This window comes from Alcaligenes endophyticus, assembly GCF_026344035.1.
In the GTDB taxonomy this organism is placed as follows: domain Bacteria; phylum Pseudomonadota; class Gammaproteobacteria; order Burkholderiales; family Burkholderiaceae_B; genus Alcaligenes; species Alcaligenes endophyticus.
The window spans coordinates 151,123-168,620 of record NZ_JAPKND010000009.1; the positions used below are offsets into that span (position 1 = coordinate 151,123).

Below are 17,498 nucleotides of genomic sequence, written 5' to 3' on the forward strand. Positions count from 1 at the left end.
CCTATGCAGAGCATGAGTTTGGCTTGCTTCGGACTCATGAGGGGCTAGGCATCACGCTCAGGCAGTTATACGAGCAAGTCGAAGAACAAACAGGCGTTAGGGCTAAGCAGTTGGATGGCCCACTGCTACCGCTGGCTGGTCATCGCATATGGACAGTATTTCAAGAGTTAGCCTCTAAGCGGCGCTGGCAAATAGGAATGGGGCCAGCCGTGCCAGAGCCAATAGGGTTTCAGGATATCCAGGCTTACTGCGATCTAACGCGTATTAGATTGGAATCATGGCAACTGCGACTTATTGGCCAGTTAGACAGCCTCTACCGTTCAACCATGCTTGGGGGCGCTAAAACAGAGCAAGCATCGTCAGCAGCAGGCTTAGGGCAGCTGATGAAAGGGCAGGGATAGGTAGTATTTGAAATTGATCGTTTAGAGCGGGAGTGACCGCGAAGGAGTGGGTATGTTGGTTTATTTTTTGTTATTTGCATTACTACTTTTGTGTATTGGCACTCTTATGCACCACCTCAAAATGGTAGAAGCATTTCGCCACAGGCTTTTTAATATAGATGCTCGGATACAGGCACTTAGTCTTGATGAGCAGATGGGTCGAAACTCTAGCGATGTTCGGTTGAATCGCTTAGAGCAAAAAGTATTGTAAGCTTACCGCCAGCCGTGCGACTGGCGGTGATTAGGCTTATTTTTTAGATGCTATGGTCTGCAGAAGCAGGTCATTAGTCGCACGCACATGCTTTAGTTCGGACTCCATTAGGCTTAGGGCTTCCAAGCTTCTCGTGTGGCATGTAATGAGCTGATCAACCGATTTCACTAGAAGGCGAACGCTCCCAATGTCAACTGATTTGTCTGCTTCTATTTTATCGTTAAATGTCACCAGTAAATGGTTAGCTAAGTTGAGTGACTCGCCTAGCCTTGTTATAGCGGAGCGAGCGAGGTTTTTGTCTTCTTGATTTTCCATGTGCATCTCATATTTAGGTTGTAGGAACCTGTAACATATCAAGGAAGTGTTAAGAGAGCGTTGATGTAGGGCAATGGGGGAGACTAAGGTCTAAGAGGCGCTGTGTGCGAATAGTAGGCTCTCCCCGACATTCGATCTAAGCTAAAAAGAGGTATGGAGTGAACTGTTGCAATCGCTTACTATAGGCCTAGCTTAACAATCAGATGCAAATTTGTTTTTTGGTTGTTAAACCGTTATCTGAATTTTGATGATGCCACTAGGCAAGATAGTGAGGGCGTATATGATTAGCTGGCTGATGAGGATATTAGGCCATTTATTTCAATTTTGGCAGCAGGTACCTCCGCAAACGAAGCAAGCTATTTACGATGAGCTCTGGAAGGTAGTGGAGCCATTGTTTGCTAAGATTTTTGATGTGTCCAAAAAGACTCGGAGCAAAGCATGAAAAAGGACTTGCAGGTTATAACCAAGGAGTTCACTGAGAGTCTTCCCCAAAGCGTTAAGTCTAGTTTTGTGGAGTTAGCGAAAAAAGAGATGCAGAGTCCCGCCGTGTTTGCTGCGATGGGGGAGGCTTCGATATCTTCTTCTGATAGCGGTAAGCTTTCTACTGAGCTAGTTAACCATGTGGTGTCAGAAGAGTTCTTGGGTCAATTAGTTGGTGAGGTCGGTGAGCCTCAACAAAATGAGACTAAAGAAGAGTATCTTGCTCGAGCAAAAGCCGATTTTATGAAATTATTAGATGGAAAAACCGAAGGAGCTGGGACTGTTGTTTTAGGATCAGCGATAACTCCACGGCTAGGGATCGGTTCTCTTATTGCAAAAAAACTCTTCTTTAAGTAGCTTCTCTCTAAAAAGCCGCTTTTCAGCGGCTGTTTTTATGGCGCAAAGCGGAGACTAGGGTCTAAGCTAGATTTATAACGATGCGGTCAGCTCGTAACCTTGCCTGCTAACGCCAATGAGGCACGAAGTGTATCGTTAATGCGGGTCTGCCAACCATCACCACTTGCGCGTAATGCAGCTAACACATCAGCATCTAATCTGATTTTTACCGCTTCTTTTGTGACGGCTTGCTTGCTGCCAACTGGACGACCACGGCGGCGTGAAATGATTTGCTCAGGCGTGTGTGTTTGCGCAAATTCGCCGGCTTTTGCTTCGGATAGTGACTCACGCAGCCCCGGTAGTGCCTGACCAGCATCAGCTTCGATGGCTTTTGCGACTTTATCGAGGTCTAGCGATTTTAGGTCTTTTAGGGATTTCATAATTTACTCCGCTTGTCTTTGATTTCTTTGCCTTTAACTGTTTCGCGCACAGCTTTGGCGTAAAGCATAAGGAGAAGAACAACTTCGTCATCAACAAGGTGGTAATAGATCACTCTAACACCACCGCTTTTGCCTGTGCCTTTGCGGCTCCATCGTACCTTGCGAGCACCGTCTGCGTCTTTGATTACATCACCGGCATCAGGGTGTTCAGCGATCCAGTCTATGAATGCTTCACGCTCTTCCTTAGACCATACCTCGGAGGCTTGCTTCTGAAAGGAGGGGGTTTCAATAACTGTTCGCATGAATAAATTGTACCCCCAATTAAATTGGGTGGCAATAAGGTTTATTGCTTTGTTTTGCTGCCTGTCTTGAAGTGGGTTTTTGCTTATGGCCTGTTAACCGTTACTTGGGTATGATCTCTGTAATGTTTTGATACGGGTGTGGTATGCAGAAAGTTTTACGCATAGTTTTGTACATTATGTCAGGCATAGTAGGCATGTTTGGTGTCGGAGCTATGGCGGTCATTTCGATTCCATCAGGACTTGTATTCTTAGCTGCTGCCCTATTGATTGCTCCGGCGGTCATGCAGAAAATTAGCGCACTTACAGGTAGAGCTTGGATTTCTCCAGCTGCGGCAGTTTTTATGGTGCTTGTGGCGGGGCCTATTGTTTTAGCCTTGACGGCTCCAAGCTCTGAGGAGGTCGTAGCTAGATATGAGCAGCAGGCTGCTATTTCAGCAAAAAAGGAAGCAGAGAGACAGAAGAAAGAGGATATAGATAGAGTCAATGCAGAAGCTAAGGCGGCAGAAGAAAAGCTAGCTAAGATTGCAGAATATATGGCTCAGCTAGATAGAGAAATTTTATCAATCCCGACTATTAAGGCCTCCAGCTACACGAAAGATGTACAGTCAATTAATGTGGCGCTGATTGTTCTTGGGGCGTGGGCGGTAGTATATGAAAATGGTGAGTCTCTGGATCTAAGCGAGGCTCAAGAAAAGAAGCGGCAGGAGTTTCGACGTTTAGTAGTTAAAAAACAAACAGAGTTACTCCCAGTGCTGCGTGACGCATATGGTCCTGCTATGAGGCGACAGTTATGGGAGGCTGACGGAAGCGCTAAAACGTTCGGAGCCGGTTTTAAGACTGTTGAGTTTGTGTCCGCTGCATTTGTTAGGAATGCCAACATTAAGCAAATCAACGGTCAAATTCATGAAAACTTGATTATGCTCCGGTTCAATCAAGTCAGATATAAGTGGTTTAGTGAAGCATCGGAGTATACCTATTACGATTTGAACTCACCGAAGGACTCCGAGGTCGTTAGATGGGAAAACGGAAGAGAGTTCACGGTGTTAAAGTGATCAGGTCATTACGATCAGCCTCTGGTTAGTTTTTTATATCTACGCTATATGGCTTTAACGTTCGACCTGCTTAATGTGGGCTTTTTATCGATAGCGCTTATTGCCACCTGATGTGATGCAATACCTCCCCCCTCTTGGCCCATAGCAGTTATTACCGGAAGAGCAAGAGCACCCAGAGCTGTACTGAGGGGTAGAGCGGGTAATAGTGCGTAAAGGTGGGGGCGGCGCAGGCTTCCATTTGGGCTGGTCACTACAGTCGCTATATTCACATAAGTGAGAGTTGGATACCCAGAGGTCAGGGGAGTCATTGCCTGATATCTTGCTCCAGCTGCCTTCCTCTGAGTAAATGATGACTTTCGCACCATGCTTTAAAGAGCTAATGATTTTTCCGTTCGGGCTGGAGCGTATGTTTAATGTCTTTGGGCCTATGTATCGTTCTTCGTATGCAGGCTCAGTTTTAGCAGGAAGAGGCTCCATTGCAGCGGAGAATTCCTGATTTTTGGCTATTTCAGTATATGATTTCGTCGAAGATGATTGATTGTTGCGTCGAGAAGAGGAATCGTCTCCACCGCACATTTTCATGATCAATACTAAGACAAATAATCCAAATAAAAGTTGAGCTTTCATAGAGAAACAATAATAGATTGATGTTATTTCTATATGTAACTTAGCTTGTATGTGAAAATAAAGATACTGGTTTAAAAAACAGCCTCTAAATAGTGAGCTATGATGCCTTGTATTGATTTGATACTGGGTGCTAGGGATGAGCGTGGCAGATGAATTGAGAAAGCTGGATGACCTAAGAAAGGACGGGCTGCTCAGTAATGCTGAGTTTGAGAGGCAAAAGGCAGTTCTTTTGGGCGAAGATAGGCCGCTTGAAGATCCCCAAAGGCAAGGTCGCTCAGGCTTCTCTATAGCTTTTCGATTAATGCTAGGCGCCGTAGTTGTTTTTGTGCTTTTGCTTCTTTTGGGGCAGTGTAAATTGAGTGAAGGGTTAACGGAGAAGCAAAACGCCCGAAACTCTATTAAATATTGTTGGGAGGAGACGGAAAGAAAGGCGTTATCCCCGAGCGAGCAAAGATTTACTGCAAGGACATGTGAATACATGGAGTCCGAGTTTGAGAAAAAATACGGGTATCAACCCTAAAAAACCAATTTTCGCGATTTTGATGGCGAATTACCCACCCTAGCCCTGCCAGTGAGCAGGGTTTTTTTATGGGCGAACGATTATGTCAATGACATTGGCTGAATTGCAGCTAGAAATAGATAGCCGTCGTGTTAAGGAGGCTCAGAAGGAGCTTGACCGTCTGGCGCAATCTGCCGATAAGGCTGAGGGCGCAACCGATTCTCTAAATCGTACAAATAAGGAAGCAGAAGACCGTTATAAATCGATTGCTCAGGCTGCTGTCGCAAGACAACTTGCCATGCAGGAGGAGGTTCGATCTATGCGCGAATCGAACTCTGTGGTGCGAAAAACAAGTGAAGGCTGGCAAGAGCGTGCGCGTACTTATACGGCGGTAGCCTCGGCGGAGCGTAAAGTTCAACTCGCCCAAGAGCGGCAAGAGGCCGCTATGAAGGCCGCGGCAGAAGCAGCAGACAAAAATAGATCTTCGCTTGAGAAGCTGCTAAACCAGATCGATCCGCTTGAGGGCAAGCTTAGTCGGCTCGATCGGATGGAAAAACAGTTAAATCAGTCTTTCCGTCAGGGCATCCTAGATGTTGATACTTACGCCCAATCATTAGCCAAAATTGCTGGGCAGAGATCAGCGATTAGTGATCAGCAAATGAAGCAGGTCGCTGATGGCGCGGGTCAGGCTGTGGTTATGATGGATAGACTGGGCCTAAGCACGACCACAGCGCGATATAACCTTTTGCTTCTTGCTCGTGCGGCCGCAAGCGGAGACATCAGGCAGGCCGGCAGCTCGATACTTAGACTTGGCTCAGGCGTTGATCTGCTGAGCGGCGTCTCAAGAGGGGCAGCATTGTCAGTGGGAAGCTTGGTTGCCGCTATAGGGGCGTCCGCTGGAGCCATGGCCTTATATGAGCGAGGCGCACAGGAGGCACGTAACTATAATATTGCGCTCATCGATACAGGGCGGATTGCTGGGGTTAGTGGCGGGCAGCTAGAGGAAATGGCACGTCGTATTAGTGACTCTGAGGCTGTTACCAGAGCGGCTGCGGCTGTGCTTGTTGAATTAACTGCGAATGCGAGGCTCTCTGGGCGGGATATTGAGGTAGCAGGCCAGGCCATATACGCCATGTCTCAATTAACAGGGCGTGGCGTCTCTGATATGGCTGGAGAATTTGCGGCATTGCGTAGAGACCCAGTGCAGGCATTGCTTGATCTGAATGAGCAGTACGGCTATTTGAGCCTATCTACTCTAAATCAAGTTCGAGCATTAGAGCGAGAGGGTAGGCAGCAAGAAGCGGTTTCTGTAGCTGTTCGTGCGCATGCAGACATGATGCAGCAGAGAGCGCCACAGATTGCTGAAAACATTAATGTTTTCACTAAGGCTTGGCTTTCAGCTAAAAGCGCGGCAAACGACTACTTCTCTGCTGCAGCCAAATCCTTTAACTACGCTCTTGGTGGTGCTCGGCCAGTTAGTGATATTAAGTCTGATTTGGACGAAGCGCTTCAAGAAAGGGACCGTGAGCTAGCAGGAGTAGGGCGCGGGCTAGACCGTCCAATCAAATGGATACAAGCGAATGTTTTTGGGAAAGAAGGAGAGGAGCTAGCGGATAAGTATGCACTTACTGATATTGATGAAAAAATTCGCAAGCTACGGATTGATTTAGAAGCGGCAGAAAAGCGTGAGCGTGACGAATTAGAAAGAGGCCGTTTGCAGGAAACGCAAAATGCAGGCTTAGCTGGGTCTTCTTTTTTGGACCATTACGCTGAACGTTCCAAGTCTGATTATGCCAAAGCTTTAGAAATTCAAAAAATCAAGCGCTCGACTACAGCCGCAATCATGGCTGACGGGGAAAATGCGGCGCATTACCTGAAGCTAGAGAAAATTGCGCTTGATGAAGTCGAGAAGCGCTTCAAGCCCGCCGGCTCCAATAAACAGGCTGATGTATCTGTGTACCGCCGGCAGCTTCAGTCTTTGGTCGATGACTTCCGCAACGCCAACTCCATACTGGACTCTGAGCGTCGAGCAGGAAACATTAGCGAAGAGGAGTACTGGCAAAAGAAAATCAGCCTTATTGATCAAAATGAGGCAGCTCAAAAAATCGCGATGCATGGCGAACTTGAACGCTTATCTCGTACCAAGAACAGCGCCAAGCAACGAGCAGATATTGAGGCGCAGTTAGCCAAGATATCCAAAGAGGCAGACCGAGACCGCCAGTTAGCGGCTAATGGCCAGAAAGAGGCGATGCATAAGGCAGAAATAGCCATTACTGCTTATATCGACGCCTTAAATCAGTTGGTGAAAGCCGAAGAGCGGGCAGGGCAGCAGCGTCTAGCGGGGATGGGTTTAGGTTCGCGTGAGCGTGAACTACAAGCTGGGTTAGACGGTGCTGATGCGCGGTTTGCGCAGGAGCAAGTAAATCTTAGTAGAGATCTAGACTCTAAAAATATCAATCAAGGTGAGTACGAGAAAAAACTAGCAGGAATTCGGCAAGCGCACCAAAGTTTACGCGATCAGTTGGTAGCAAACTACCACGCTATCCGAGAGGCTGAGGGTAACTGGCTTCTGGGCTCACAGGAAGGCTTGCGTAACTATGCGGACGAGGCGGCTAATGCCTATAAAGTGGCGGCTGACTTTTCTCATAGCTTTGCGCGGAATATGGAAAACGCCATCATGGATTTGGCAACTACCAGTGACCACTCATTTAAGAGCGTGGCTAGATCGTTTGGCAATCTGACGGCTAGTGTTTTGCGTGATATGGCTCGTATGGCGTTACAGCAACAGGTGATGGGGCCGTTAATGGGCATGCTGTCCAGTGCCTTTACTCCTACTTTAACGATGGGTGGAGCCGCGGTGTCAGCGGCTCCTAGCGTGGACCTAAGTCACTCGATGGGGCAGTTTTCGTTTTCTAGTGGTGGCTTCACTGGCGTAGGTGGGCGGTATGAACCAGCGGGCGTAGTTCACAAAGGAGAGGGTGTACTAAACCAAGATGAGATCCGCGCACTTGGTGGTGAGGCTGGGTTTAATGCCTTACGTCGTGCGATTCGTGGGCCTGGGCATTCTATGGGTGGCATGGCTGGGAGCCCTATGCTTCCTCCGCCGGTGGGTAGGCAAGCCCCTGCCGGTGGCGAGCCTAAGGTAGAAATCCATATTCACAATAATGGTGAGGTCAGTTCCGAGGCAACGCCGGGCTTAGAAGAGTTCGCAAAGCTCATGCAGCAAATTGCACGAGCTGAATATCAGAAACTACAGGTTCGGTCTCAGCGTCCAGGTGGGATCAGCTGGAACGATAGTCAGAGGTTCGTCTAATGAGTTTTCAAACCTTTACGTGGTGCCCAAGGGTGGATCCTGAGGGCTCTACTGCTTTTCGGCTCCATGAGATTCAGTTTGGGGATGGCTATAAACAGTCTGTGGGCGACGGGATTAACAATGAGGTGCGGACGTGGCCACTGACATTTGTAGGGCTAGAGCACGAAATTGCGCCGATTCGGGACTTTCTGCGTGCTCACAAAGGGTATAAGCCTTTTAAGTGGACGCCTCCCTTGGATTCTGAGGGGTTATATGAGGTGCAGCAATTTACCTTACGGCCTCACGGGGGCGGCGTGTATACCTTGAGCGCTACGTTTGCGCAGAGGTTTGCGCCTTAAGAAGTACTTAGCAATATATTGACTCGCTTAGGCGGGTTTTTTTATGGGCAATCGCATGATATTAGCGGATGTACAAAAGTTAACGCCTGGCAATTTGATCACCTTATACGAGGTAGATTGCCGTGCCATTGGTGGCGATGTAGAGCGGTACCACAACCACACAGATAGCACGATTACATGGCAGGGGCATCAATATTTGCCTTGGGCAATTGAGGCCGAGGATTTCGAGCGCACCGGTGAACCTCAGCAGCCACAGCCTACGCTTCGGGTAGGCAATATAGGCACTGATCAAAATGGTGAGCCGATTACTGGCGTGGTGTCGGCATTGTGTTTGGCCTTGGGTGACTTGAAAGGGGCGACGCTGGTCCGTAAACGTACGTTTGCTAAATATTTGGACGCGGTCAATTTTGATGGGGGCAACCCAACAGCAAGCACCACTGAGCACTTGCCTGATGAGCGCTGGTTGATCAGCCAAAAGAGTGAAGAAAATCCTCAGTTTGTGACCTTTGTGCTTTCCTCGCCGTTGCAGTTTGATGGCGTGCAGTTACCCAGCAGGCAGATCATTGCTAACGTTTGTGGGTGGTTAATAAAAGCTGCGCCAGAGGGTGGGTACCGAGGCGCATGGTGTGGGTACACAGGGCCAGCCATGTTCACTAAAGAGGGCAAGCCAACCACTGACCCAAGTCTTGATCGCTGTGGAGGCTGTTTATCGGATTGTGTGCTCAGGCATGGCAAAAACAAGCCGTTGCCTTACGGTGGCTTTCCTTCAGCAGATCGGGTGCGCTAATGCGAGTACATATTAAACGTGCAATAGAGCGGCATGCCTTAGCTGATTACCCCCGTGAGGCGTGTGGACTGATTGTGGCGGATGGTAATAAGCAGCGCTATGTACCGTGTCGCAATATTGCAGATGATGGCGCGGATTTTCATTTGCCGGCGGCCGATTTTGTAGCGGCTGAGGAAGTAGGGCGGGTTTTGGCTGTAGTGCATTCACATGTTGACCAAGACGCTCAGCCTTCAGAAGCTGATCTGGTGTCATGCGAGGCAACAGCTCTGCCATGGCATATTGTGGCTGTTGGCCAAGACGCAGGCGATGAAGCTCCAAGTGTGCGTGGTTGGCACTCCTTCAAGCCTACGGGGTATGTCGCGCCATTAGTGGGTCGCTCATTTCATCACGGCAGCCTTGACTGCTATGGCCTGATTCGCGACTTTTATCAACGCGAGCTGGACATTGAGCTTTTAGATTTTGAGCGTCCCGATGACTGGTGGAGTAAGCCGGAGTCTGGTGAGTTGTATTTAGAGAACTTTGAAAAGGCGGGCTTTGTGCAGGTTACGGATGGACCGCGTTATGGGGACGTGATTCTGATGCAGTACCGCTCTGAGCGCACTAATCATGGCGGCGTGTATCTGGGCGATCAACCTTTAAAAGCAGAGCCGTATTTGTATCCAGTACCAAACGCCATGCTTCATCACGCCATGCCAAGATTATCTGAACGTGTCGTTTACGCGGGCTACTGGCAGGACATAACGCGCATGATAGTGAGGTATCAACAATGACAAGCATAACGCTGCCGGCACAAGCCGGTTTTTTTACGTCTGATGACTCCGAGCGTCTACGGGAAGTTCGTTTGGCAGGGCGGCTAGGTAAGACGTTTGGGCGAGTCCATTACTTTGTTTGTAATGACATTGCAGGAGCTGTGCGCGCGCTGTGCACGATGGTTCCAGGCTTTGCTCAAGAGCTATACGGCAGTCAAGATAAAGGCGTTGCGTACTCGTGCTGGGTGGGCAAAGAGAACGTCGGCGAGGACATGTTGCATGCGCCTGTAGGTGATGACGTTATTCGTATTGCTCCGGAAATAATCGGGTCAGGGCGGGGGGGCATATTCCAAGTGGTGCTTGGGGCGGCGCTGATTGGGTCAGCTTTCCTGACGGGCGGCGCGACGCTAGCTGCTGGAAAGCTCGCCTTTAGCGGAATTCTGGGTCAAATGTCGTTTGGGGTTGGGTTCTCGATGGTTCTAGGCGGTGTGTCGCAGTTACTCACTCGCCAACCTCAAGGGCTCACCAGTGTGAAATCGGTCGATAACGGAGCCTCGTATAACTTTAATGGCCCCGTAAACACTACCGCTCAGGGCAACCCCGTGCCGGTTTTGTATGGCGAAGCCATTGTGGGCGCAGCCACTATTTCCGGTGATATGTATTCTGAGGATACGCAGTAATGACAGTAACTATTGAGCAAAGACGCGGCGGCATGCGCATCGTTGGGTCTGGTGGCGGCGGCAAAGGCGGTGGTGGTAGCGCACGCACGCCTGTAGAGCAGCCCGATAGCTTGCACAATACCGCCTATGCCGCTGTGCTGGATGTTGTCGGCAATGGCGAAATGGCTGGCCCCGTTCACCGTGATGAACCGTTGCGTGATATTTATTTAAACGGCACGCCTATACAGAACGCCGATGGCAGCCTGAACTTTCGTAATGTGCAGGCAGAATACCGCGTTGGCACGCAAGACCAAGAACATATTGCAGGATTTCCAGCGGCTGCGAGCGTGACGTCAGTTGGGCGTGAGGTCGGCACCACTACTCCATTCACTCAGTTGCTGACGAATCCGGATTTGTCCGCCGTTCGCATTACCTTGCATTGGCCACAGCTAATGCGCATGGTTGACTCGGGCGGCAATGCTGGCGATCGAGTTGGGTACCGAGTCGAGTACGCTATTGATTTAGCCATTGGCACGGGCTCGTTTTCAGAGGTGTTGCGCACTGCTGCGGACGGAAAAACGGTAAACGGCTATACCCGTACGCATCGTATTGAGTTGCCGCAGACAAGCCACGGTTGGACTGTGCGCGTTCGACGTTTAAGTCCAGAGCCAAACGATAGCGCTATTCAGTCGAAAATGATGGTGCAGTCGTACGCTGAGGTGATTGACGGGAAATTCCGCTATCCGATGACTGCCGTGGTGGGTATCAAAGTGGATGCCGAGCAGTTTCAGTCCATTCCTACGCGTGCCTATCACTGGCGAGGCCAAATCATCCGAGTGCCGAGCAACTACGACCCCGTTGGCCGTACTTATTCAGGCACTTGGGATGGGACGTTTAAGCGTGCCTGGTCGAACAATCCGGCTTGGGTTTTCTATGACATTCTCACCAATAAACTATACGGTTTAGGTGATCGCATCGATGCGTCAATGGTGGATCGCTACGCGCTTTACCAAATTGGCGCTTATTGCGATCAACGAGTGCCTGACGGGCAGGGCGGTACCGAGCCTCGCTTTACGTGTAATGCGTACATACAGTCATCCGTGGATGCCTTGCGCCTTGTTAATGACTTGGCCAGCACGTTTAGGGGCATGACGTACTGGGCTAATGGCCAGGCTGTAGGCGTTGCCGATATGCCTAGCGACCCGATCTACACATACTCGAATAGCAAAGTCGCGGGCGGCGTATTTAACTACACTGGCGCGGATCTATCGACGGTTAGCACGGTTGCATTGGTGTCTTGGAGCGACCCGAGTGATTTTTATCGCGCCAAAGTCGAGGTGGTGCAGGACGAGGCAGGAATCCGCTTATTTGGTATCCGCAAAACAGAAATCACCGCTTTTGGCTGCTCGTCTCGTGGGCAGGCACAGCGTGTTGGCCTATATCACCTCTACACATCGCTTATGGAGCAAGGCGGGGTATCGTTTGCGGTAGGGCTAGAGGGTGTTATTCCACAGCCCGGCAGCTTGGTGCGTATTGCCGATGCAAATCGTAGTGGGCGTCGTAATGGCGGGTTAGTTAGTGCGGCAACGGCCCGAGTGGTGACACTTGATGCTGATCATTCAATCAAAGTCGGCGATCGTTTAACGGCAAATCTGCCGAGCGGGAAATCGCAGACTCGCACAGTGTCGGGCGTGGCTGGCCGCAAGGTGACTGTGAGCACAGCTTTTGGTGAGGTTCCGGCCGCTGAATCGTCTTGGTCTGTCGATTCTGACGACTTAGTGACCCAGCTCGTGCGAGTGATTTCCGTTAAGGATGTGGGCGGCATTACGTTTGAGATTTCAGGCGTATTCCATCATCCCGACAAATTTAATGTGATTGATAGCGGTGTGCGGCTGGAGCCGTTGCCTGTGTCAGTTGTGCCGCCACGGGTGCAGTCGGCACCTACCAATGTTCGTATTGCTGAGCATCATACTGTGCGTCAAGGTGTATCACGTCACACAGCAGAAATAGCTTGGGAGGCGGTTGATCACGCGACTGCGTATGACTTGCAGTGGCGCCGAGACAGTGGCGACTGGGTGCAAGTGCCGCGGACTGGTACGCGTTTAGTAGAAATACCAGACATCTACAGCGGCAGCTACCTAGTCCGCGTCCGCGCCATCAACGCTTTAGATGTACCTAGTCTATGGGCTTACTCAGAGCCTACAGAACTTAGCGGGCAAGTGGGCCAGCCGCCAGCAGTAGCGTTCTTGAATGCCACTCCAATAAACTGGGGCATCCGCCTTAACTGGGGCTTTCCTACCGGTCCCAACATTTTTGAGCGTACAGAGATTCGCTACGGCGTCAGCTCTGAATTTGCCCAGTCTTTGCCGGCTGGTGGCTTTGCTTATCCGACTAATCAGTTTGAGCAAACAGGCCTAGCTGTCACAACGGAGCATTTCTACTGGGCGCGGCTAATCGATAAAAACGGCACGCCCGGGCCGTGGTATCCGACAGAGAATCAGTCGGGTGTGCGGGGTAAACCGAGTCAAGATGCGGAGAGCTATAACGATCTAGTCACCAAAGAGATTGCTGAGGGCGCGCTCGGTCAGCAACTGATGGCCGATATTCTAGATATACCGAATATCCGTGATACGGCGGGGTCGGCTTTAGCTGAAACGGGCTTGCAAGCTCAAAAGATCGCGGACAATGCGCAGGCTATTGCTAAAGAGGTAATCGATCGAGGCACGGCGGTCGCTGCTGAGGCTCAGGCTCGCATTGACGGGCAGGTTGTTGCTGCGCAGGCGTTAGCCGATGGATTGACTGCCGAGGCTCAAGCTCGCGGTGCGGCTATTACTACGGAGAAAACGGAACGTCAGACAGCTGACGCTTCATTGTCGAGTCGTATTGATACAGTAACAGCGTCAGCAGGCGCTAATGCTGCAGCGATACAGCAAGAGGCGCAAGCCCGGGCCTCGGGTGATAGTGCGGAGGCAAACGCACGCCAAACGCTTGCTGTGCAAGTGCGCGGCGACTACTCGGGTTCCGATGTTAATCAAGTTAGCACTGGTTTGATTGGTGGTTTAAAGCGCGTGGTTGCTGACAATCACGAGTCTGTTGTGCAGCAAATGTCGCAGTTACAGGCAGGCATCGGCGAGCAGTTCGACTACGCGAAGATGTGGTACTGGGAGGGTGTTCGAGAGGGGTGGAGCAGTGGCACGATTGTTGATGGTAGCTGGCTCAGGCCGGCGGACAGTATAGGTTATGTGGTCTCACCTCGTGGTTTAAACGTGAACGGCGCTGAGTACCCGCAGGTACGCTTGCGTTTAAAAAAGGTTGGCACTCCACGGTGGGACGCCATCGTTGGGCTTTATGCGCCGGGAGCAACCGCCTCCAATTACACGATGCACAAGCCGTTAGAGCCTGAGTGGGATGAGAGCGGCATTGGCGTAATCGTCTTCACTCACACGCATCAAGAGGTTATTGATGGTGTAATCCTGCGAGGAGGAAGAGATCTAAGTCCTGGTGATTACTACGCTTTTGACTGGTTCGCTATTGGCCGTCCTGCGCCTGGCGCTTCAACCTCAGCATTAAATAATGAGGCTAAGCTACGTGCTACGGCTGATATTGCAGAGGCTACAAGTCGTGAGACATTGAGCGTCAAACTCACCGGCAAAGCAGATCCCTCCGGCGTTACGCTAAATAACGTCACCTCAGGGCTTTTCTTTGACGAGAAGTCCGCTCGCGTATCCGGTGACGAAGCGGCGATGACGGAAATTACTGGCCTCAAAGCTCGAATGCCGGCCGGCACCGGAAAAGTAGCGACGGAAGCCAGCGTTACGACTGAAGCGCAAGCACGGGCAACGGCGGATACTGCTCTTGCAAACCGAGCGACGGCGCTAGAAAGCCGTATGCCTACAGGTAATGGGAAGCTTGCTACTGCTGATGCTGTTTCTGCACTCGATACACGTGTAGAGCAAACTGAAAGCAAGCAAACAAGCACGGCTAGCGATGTTACTCAGCTAAAAACTAGCGTAACAACGGCTCAGAATACTGCTAATAGTGCTCAAACTGCAGCTAACGCAGCTCAGTCTACTGCTGCCGCCGCTCAGACGGCGGCGCAGGCAGTAAGCGATAAAGCTGACGGAAAAGGCGAGGTGATCTACGGCAGTACTGTGCCGGCGGCGGCTAAGCGTTTGACCCAAAACCTGTGGATTGACACGACCGGCAATGCGAATACGCCTAAACGCTGGAATGGCACGGCGTGGGTCGCAGTGACTGACAAAGTAGCCACTGACGCGGTTGCTGCAGCTGCCCAAGCCAAAGCAGATGCGGCTGCAGCTAAAGCCGCTGCGGATGCGGCTCAGGCAACGGCCAACAAAAAGGCCGACGCAACAGCAGTAGACGGTCTGACAAACCGTGTCACAGCAACGGAAAATGGTCTTACTGCCGCAGGTGAGCGATCTACTGTGATTGAGGCGCGAATCGCTGCAGATCAAGATAGTGACTCGCTGATTCCCGATTATTTAATGGCGAATCCAGACTGCTGGTACAGTCATTACGGGCATGACCTAGCGCCTCGTTTCGTGATGACGGAAACGGGAAAAATAGCTCCTACTGTTTTTCGACACACGACTGGCACAAGCTTTAATTACAGCCGCACAGCAATACCGACCGGCACACGTTATCGAGTGAGATTCTGGGCGCGAAGGTCTGCGGACTCGAACGGCTCAATGCACATTACGATGAAAAATGTGCGGCCGAATGGCAGCTCAGGTGGCTCTGACTATAATGCGGTCGATGTTAAGTCTAGCGTGCCAGCGGATGAGCAGTGGCACTTAGTTGATCGAGTCGTACAGCCAAGCGACGCCACGTTTTCCCGCGTGCAGTTTGGGTTTTCCGCAAATCACACGGGAAGCGCAGGCTGGGCTGAAATTCAGGGCTACCGCGTCACAGCCGTTATCGGTACCGCTGATATTAACCCGAGCGAAGTCGCGACAGCGCAGTCTGTTTCGAGCTTGAGCAGTACAGTCACGCAGCTAGACGGCAAAGTAACAAGCCAGGGTACTTCGCTAACATCGCTGAGCAACACGATTAATCATCCGCAAACAGGCCTGCAGGCCACTGCTGACGCGCTGAATCAGACAAACACAAAGCTAGACGGTACTGAAAAAGCGGTCATCAATCAGCAAAACATCTTACAAGCTGGCTTGCGACAGCTGTACGCAGAGGAAGATGCTGAGCTGGATAAAGCGCTTGCTCTATGGGATAGCTATGCAGCTATCGCAGAAACACGGCAAATAGTGGCGACTGAAGTCTCTTCGATGGCTGAGATCGTGGATATCGTAAAAACAAGCCTTGGCGGCAATAGCGCAGCAGTGCAGGAAACTTTACAGGCGCTAGTTGAGCTAGAGGGAAAAATGCTGGCTCAGTGGGGTGTTAACGTTCAACTTAATGTTGGGGGTGTGCCGTACATAGCCGGTACTAGTTTGGGTATCGTTAACGAAGGCGGTGTGACTCGCTCAGCGTTTAACGTGTTAGCCGACATGTTCAATGTCATGCATGACGTAAACGGGCAACCGAAAGCAGTGTTTTCGGTGCAAGGCGGGGCGGCAATATTTAACGCTGCTTTGATTGCCCAAGCGGCAATTAAGTCAGCACAAATTGAATCGTTAGATGCACTAAAGATTGAGTCTCAAAACTTGGCCGCTGTGCTAGCGAGTATCGGTACTGCTTACATCGATTCAGCACATATGAAGCAGGGCTCAGTTAAGCGTTTGCATGTGGGTGTAGCAGAGATTGATACGCTTCGGATTGCAGGGAACTCGGTTTCTATCGTTGCCGTTTCTAGCGCACCTGTCACTGGCACGATTGAATCTTCTCGTAGCACGGTTGTCAGCGCGTATTTGCCCGCACCTGCGAGAGTCGTCGTGACAATCAACGTATCAGATTTATACGTAGGTACCACCTCATTGAACACATATCAAGTCGTGAACCAAGTTAGCGGCGCTACTATTTTGCAGTTTCCTACAGCAGCCACGTTTTTCTCAGCTGCGGCTAATAGTAACGTTGTATTGGGAGGGCAGTTTTCTGTTGTGGTGGATTTCCCCGCAGGGAATGCCGCTATTAGACTCGTCCAGCCGCGCGTTAATGGTTGGTTTGCCGAGGTGTTTTTACGCATTGAAGCGTTCATGAGGTAAAAGGTGTCAGTGCTAACGATTACATTATTTAAAGGCGGACGCATGCAGCAAACGCTGTGCGGTCCAAGGGAGTTTGTCATTGAGCCGTTCCTAGAGGGCTGGGACGGTGAGTATTTTGAGGGTGAATACGACGATACTTACTGGTTTTACGGCGGCGCGCCCCGTAAGCGCCAACCGTGTCCCGCTACAGTCGATGGGTTATGGCTTCGCGGTGTTCGCCCTGGCTCCACTATACATATAGAGGGTCAGGCGTACGAGTGCGCAGAGGGCGGCGACGTTGAGCTGTCGTTTCAGTATCCAGGCACTTACCAAGTTCGGGTAGAGCGGTGGCCCTATCTAGACGGAGTTTACGAAATTGAAAATACATCACAACCCGAATGACTACGCTGAGCGCCGCCGGAAAGAGTATCCCGACATCGGCGACCAGCTTGATGCTGTGTTTAAGCTTGCGCAGCATCTGCAAGAGCAAGGCCAAGAGCTACCGCCCGATGTGGGGAAGTGGGTAGACGATTGCAAAGCAGTTAAACAGAAGTATCCAGCCGCTAAATAATAAGCGGCTTTTTTTATGGACGTTAGAAATGGATATCAAACAGATTATCGAGCAAGTTTTTGCAAACAACATGGGCAATCGTATTACGCCTGAGTTGGCGGGTGGGATGGTGCGAAGTATCGCTCTTGCTATCGCTAACTCTGCACAGGGAGCGGTAGAACAAGCAGAGTGGGATGCTGCAGCGGAAGCTAGCGCAGTCGCTTATCACAGCGAGAAGGAGGTAG

At 50.7% G+C, this 17,498-nt stretch carries 17 protein-coding genes; 14 read left to right on the plus strand and 3 right to left on the minus strand.

Translation table 11 applies throughout. The features are described from left to right. Nucleotides 1-23: 23 nt before the first annotated feature. From OSH01_RS14760 to OSH01_RS14770, 3 genes are all read left to right on the plus strand, one after another. Complete coding sequence (locus OSH01_RS14760; protein WP_266124884.1) at nucleotides 24-401, plus strand: phage tail assembly chaperone; 378 nt, start codon at nucleotides 24-26, stop codon at nucleotides 399-401. A 52-nt stretch (nucleotides 402-453) separates the two neighbouring features. Then, nucleotides 454-651, plus strand: coding sequence for a hypothetical protein (locus tag OSH01_RS14765; RefSeq protein WP_266124885.1), 198 nt, complete (start codon nucleotides 454-456; stop codon nucleotides 649-651). A gap of 753 nt (nucleotides 652-1,404) precedes the next feature. Then, a complete protein-coding gene (locus OSH01_RS14770; protein WP_266124886.1) occupies nucleotides 1,405-1,803 on the plus strand; it encodes a hypothetical protein in 399 nt (132 codons plus the stop codon). An 86-nt stretch (nucleotides 1,804-1,889) separates the two neighbouring features. On the opposite strand, the gene OSH01_RS14775 is transcribed toward OSH01_RS14770, so the two are convergent. Both OSH01_RS14775 and OSH01_RS14780 read right to left on the minus strand, forming a co-directional pair. After that, nucleotides 1,890-2,222, minus strand: a complete 333-nt coding sequence (locus OSH01_RS14775; RefSeq protein WP_266124887.1) for a BrnA antitoxin family protein — start codon at nucleotides 2,220-2,222, stop codon at nucleotides 1,890-1,892. Then, a complete protein-coding gene (locus OSH01_RS14780) occupies nucleotides 2,219-2,524 on the minus strand; it encodes a DNA-binding protein (RefSeq protein ID WP_266124888.1) in 306 nt (101 codons plus the stop codon). The genes OSH01_RS14775 and OSH01_RS14780 overlap by 4 nt, the downstream gene beginning before the upstream one ends. Before the next feature lie 143 nt (nucleotides 2,525-2,667). Between OSH01_RS14780 and OSH01_RS14785 the strand changes: the two genes are divergently transcribed. Next, entirely contained in the window at nucleotides 2,668-3,576 is a 909-nt protein-coding gene (locus OSH01_RS14785; RefSeq protein ID WP_266124889.1) for a hypothetical protein, read from the plus strand. An 84-nt stretch (nucleotides 3,577-3,660) separates the two neighbouring features. Here OSH01_RS14785 and OSH01_RS16560 read toward each other — a convergent pair whose 3' ends face one another. After that, the gene (locus tag OSH01_RS16560) at nucleotides 3,661-4,203 is read right to left on the minus strand and encodes an SH3 domain-containing protein (protein ID WP_354270627.1); all 543 of its coding nucleotides are present in this window, start codon (nucleotides 4,201-4,203) and stop codon (nucleotides 3,661-3,663) included. A gap of 136 nt (nucleotides 4,204-4,339) precedes the next feature. On the opposite strand from OSH01_RS16560, the gene OSH01_RS14790 reads away from it, so the two are divergent. The 10 genes from OSH01_RS14790 to OSH01_RS14835 form a co-directional block, all read left to right on the plus strand. Further along, a complete protein-coding gene (locus tag OSH01_RS14790) occupies nucleotides 4,340-4,723 on the plus strand; it encodes an SHOCT domain-containing protein (RefSeq protein WP_266124890.1) in 384 nt (127 codons plus the stop codon). Nucleotides 4,724-4,805: 82 nt separating this feature from the next. Then, nucleotides 4,806-8,015, plus strand: coding sequence for a phage tail tape measure protein (locus tag OSH01_RS14795; RefSeq protein ID WP_266124891.1), 3,210 nt, complete (start codon nucleotides 4,806-4,808; stop codon nucleotides 8,013-8,015). Next, a complete protein-coding gene (locus OSH01_RS14800) occupies nucleotides 8,015-8,353 on the plus strand; it encodes a phage tail protein (protein ID WP_266124892.1) in 339 nt (112 codons plus the stop codon). The genes OSH01_RS14795 and OSH01_RS14800 overlap by 1 nt, the downstream gene beginning before the upstream one ends. 43 nt (nucleotides 8,354-8,396) lie before the next feature. After that, nucleotides 8,397-9,140: a phage minor tail protein L gene (locus OSH01_RS14805; RefSeq protein WP_266124893.1), complete on the plus strand. Its 744-nt coding sequence runs from the start codon at nucleotides 8,397-8,399 to the stop codon at nucleotides 9,138-9,140. After that, complete coding sequence (locus OSH01_RS14810; protein ID WP_266124894.1) at nucleotides 9,140-9,910, plus strand: C40 family peptidase; 771 nt, start codon at nucleotides 9,140-9,142, stop codon at nucleotides 9,908-9,910. The genes OSH01_RS14805 and OSH01_RS14810 overlap by 1 nt, the downstream gene beginning before the upstream one ends. Further along, nucleotides 9,907-10,569: a tail assembly protein gene (locus OSH01_RS14815; RefSeq protein ID WP_266124895.1), complete on the plus strand. Its 663-nt coding sequence runs from the start codon at nucleotides 9,907-9,909 to the stop codon at nucleotides 10,567-10,569. The genes OSH01_RS14810 and OSH01_RS14815 overlap by 4 nt, the downstream gene beginning before the upstream one ends. Further along, nucleotides 10,569-16,724, plus strand: a complete 6,156-nt coding sequence (gene gpJ / locus OSH01_RS14820) for a TipJ family phage tail tip protein (protein WP_266124896.1) — start codon at nucleotides 10,569-10,571, stop codon at nucleotides 16,722-16,724. Before OSH01_RS14815 ends, gpJ begins: the two co-directional genes overlap by 1 nt. 42 nt (nucleotides 16,725-16,766) lie before the next feature. Then, nucleotides 16,767-17,105, plus strand: a complete 339-nt coding sequence (locus tag OSH01_RS14825; protein WP_266124897.1) for a hypothetical protein — start codon at nucleotides 16,767-16,769, stop codon at nucleotides 17,103-17,105. After that, a complete protein-coding gene (locus tag OSH01_RS14830) occupies nucleotides 17,080-17,274 on the plus strand; it encodes a hypothetical protein (RefSeq protein ID WP_266124898.1) in 195 nt (64 codons plus the stop codon). Before OSH01_RS14825 ends, OSH01_RS14830 begins: the two co-directional genes overlap by 26 nt. Nucleotides 17,275-17,302: 28 nt before the next feature. Continuing rightward, the coding region (locus OSH01_RS14835; protein WP_266124899.1) for a hypothetical protein at nucleotides 17,303-17,498 on the plus strand (196 nt) is incomplete at its 3' end.

What these genes read in the sequence shown, in the direction of transcription:
- OSH01_RS14825 (WP_266124897.1), top strand. Translation starts at nt 16,767, where the DNA reads ATGCAGCAAACGCTGTGCGGTCCAAGGGAGTTTGTCATTGAGCCGTTC.
- OSH01_RS14780 (WP_266124888.1), bottom strand. Translation starts at nt 2,524, where the DNA reads ATGCGAACAGTTATTGAAACCCCCTCCTTTCAGAAGCAAGCCTCCGAG.
- OSH01_RS14800 (WP_266124892.1), top strand. Translation starts at nt 8,015, where the DNA reads ATGAGTTTTCAAACCTTTACGTGGTGCCCAAGGGTGGATCCTGAGGGC.
- OSH01_RS14775 (WP_266124887.1), bottom strand. Translation starts at nt 2,222, where the DNA reads ATGAAATCCCTAAAAGACCTAAAATCGCTAGACCTCGATAAAGTCGCA.
- OSH01_RS14805 (WP_266124893.1), top strand. Translation starts at nt 8,397, where the DNA reads ATGGGCAATCGCATGATATTAGCGGATGTACAAAAGTTAACGCCTGGC.
- gpJ (WP_266124896.1), top strand. Translation starts at nt 10,569, where the DNA reads ATGACAGTAACTATTGAGCAAAGACGCGGCGGCATGCGCATCGTTGGG.
- OSH01_RS14795 (WP_266124891.1), top strand. Translation starts at nt 4,806, where the DNA reads ATGTCAATGACATTGGCTGAATTGCAGCTAGAAATAGATAGCCGTCGT.
- OSH01_RS14770 (WP_266124886.1), top strand. Translation starts at nt 1,405, where the DNA reads ATGAAAAAGGACTTGCAGGTTATAACCAAGGAGTTCACTGAGAGTCTT.
- OSH01_RS14810 (WP_266124894.1), top strand. Translation starts at nt 9,140, where the DNA reads ATGCGAGTACATATTAAACGTGCAATAGAGCGGCATGCCTTAGCTGAT.
- OSH01_RS14765 (WP_266124885.1), top strand. Translation starts at nt 454, where the DNA reads ATGTTGGTTTATTTTTTGTTATTTGCATTACTACTTTTGTGTATTGGC.
- OSH01_RS16560 (WP_354270627.1), bottom strand. Translation starts at nt 4,203, where the DNA reads ATGAAAGCTCAACTTTTATTTGGATTATTTGTCTTAGTATTGATCATG.
- OSH01_RS14785 (WP_266124889.1), top strand. Translation starts at nt 2,668, where the DNA reads ATGCAGAAAGTTTTACGCATAGTTTTGTACATTATGTCAGGCATAGTA.
- OSH01_RS14815 (WP_266124895.1), top strand. Translation starts at nt 9,907, where the DNA reads ATGACAAGCATAACGCTGCCGGCACAAGCCGGTTTTTTTACGTCTGAT.
- OSH01_RS14790 (WP_266124890.1), top strand. Translation starts at nt 4,340, where the DNA reads ATGAGCGTGGCAGATGAATTGAGAAAGCTGGATGACCTAAGAAAGGAC.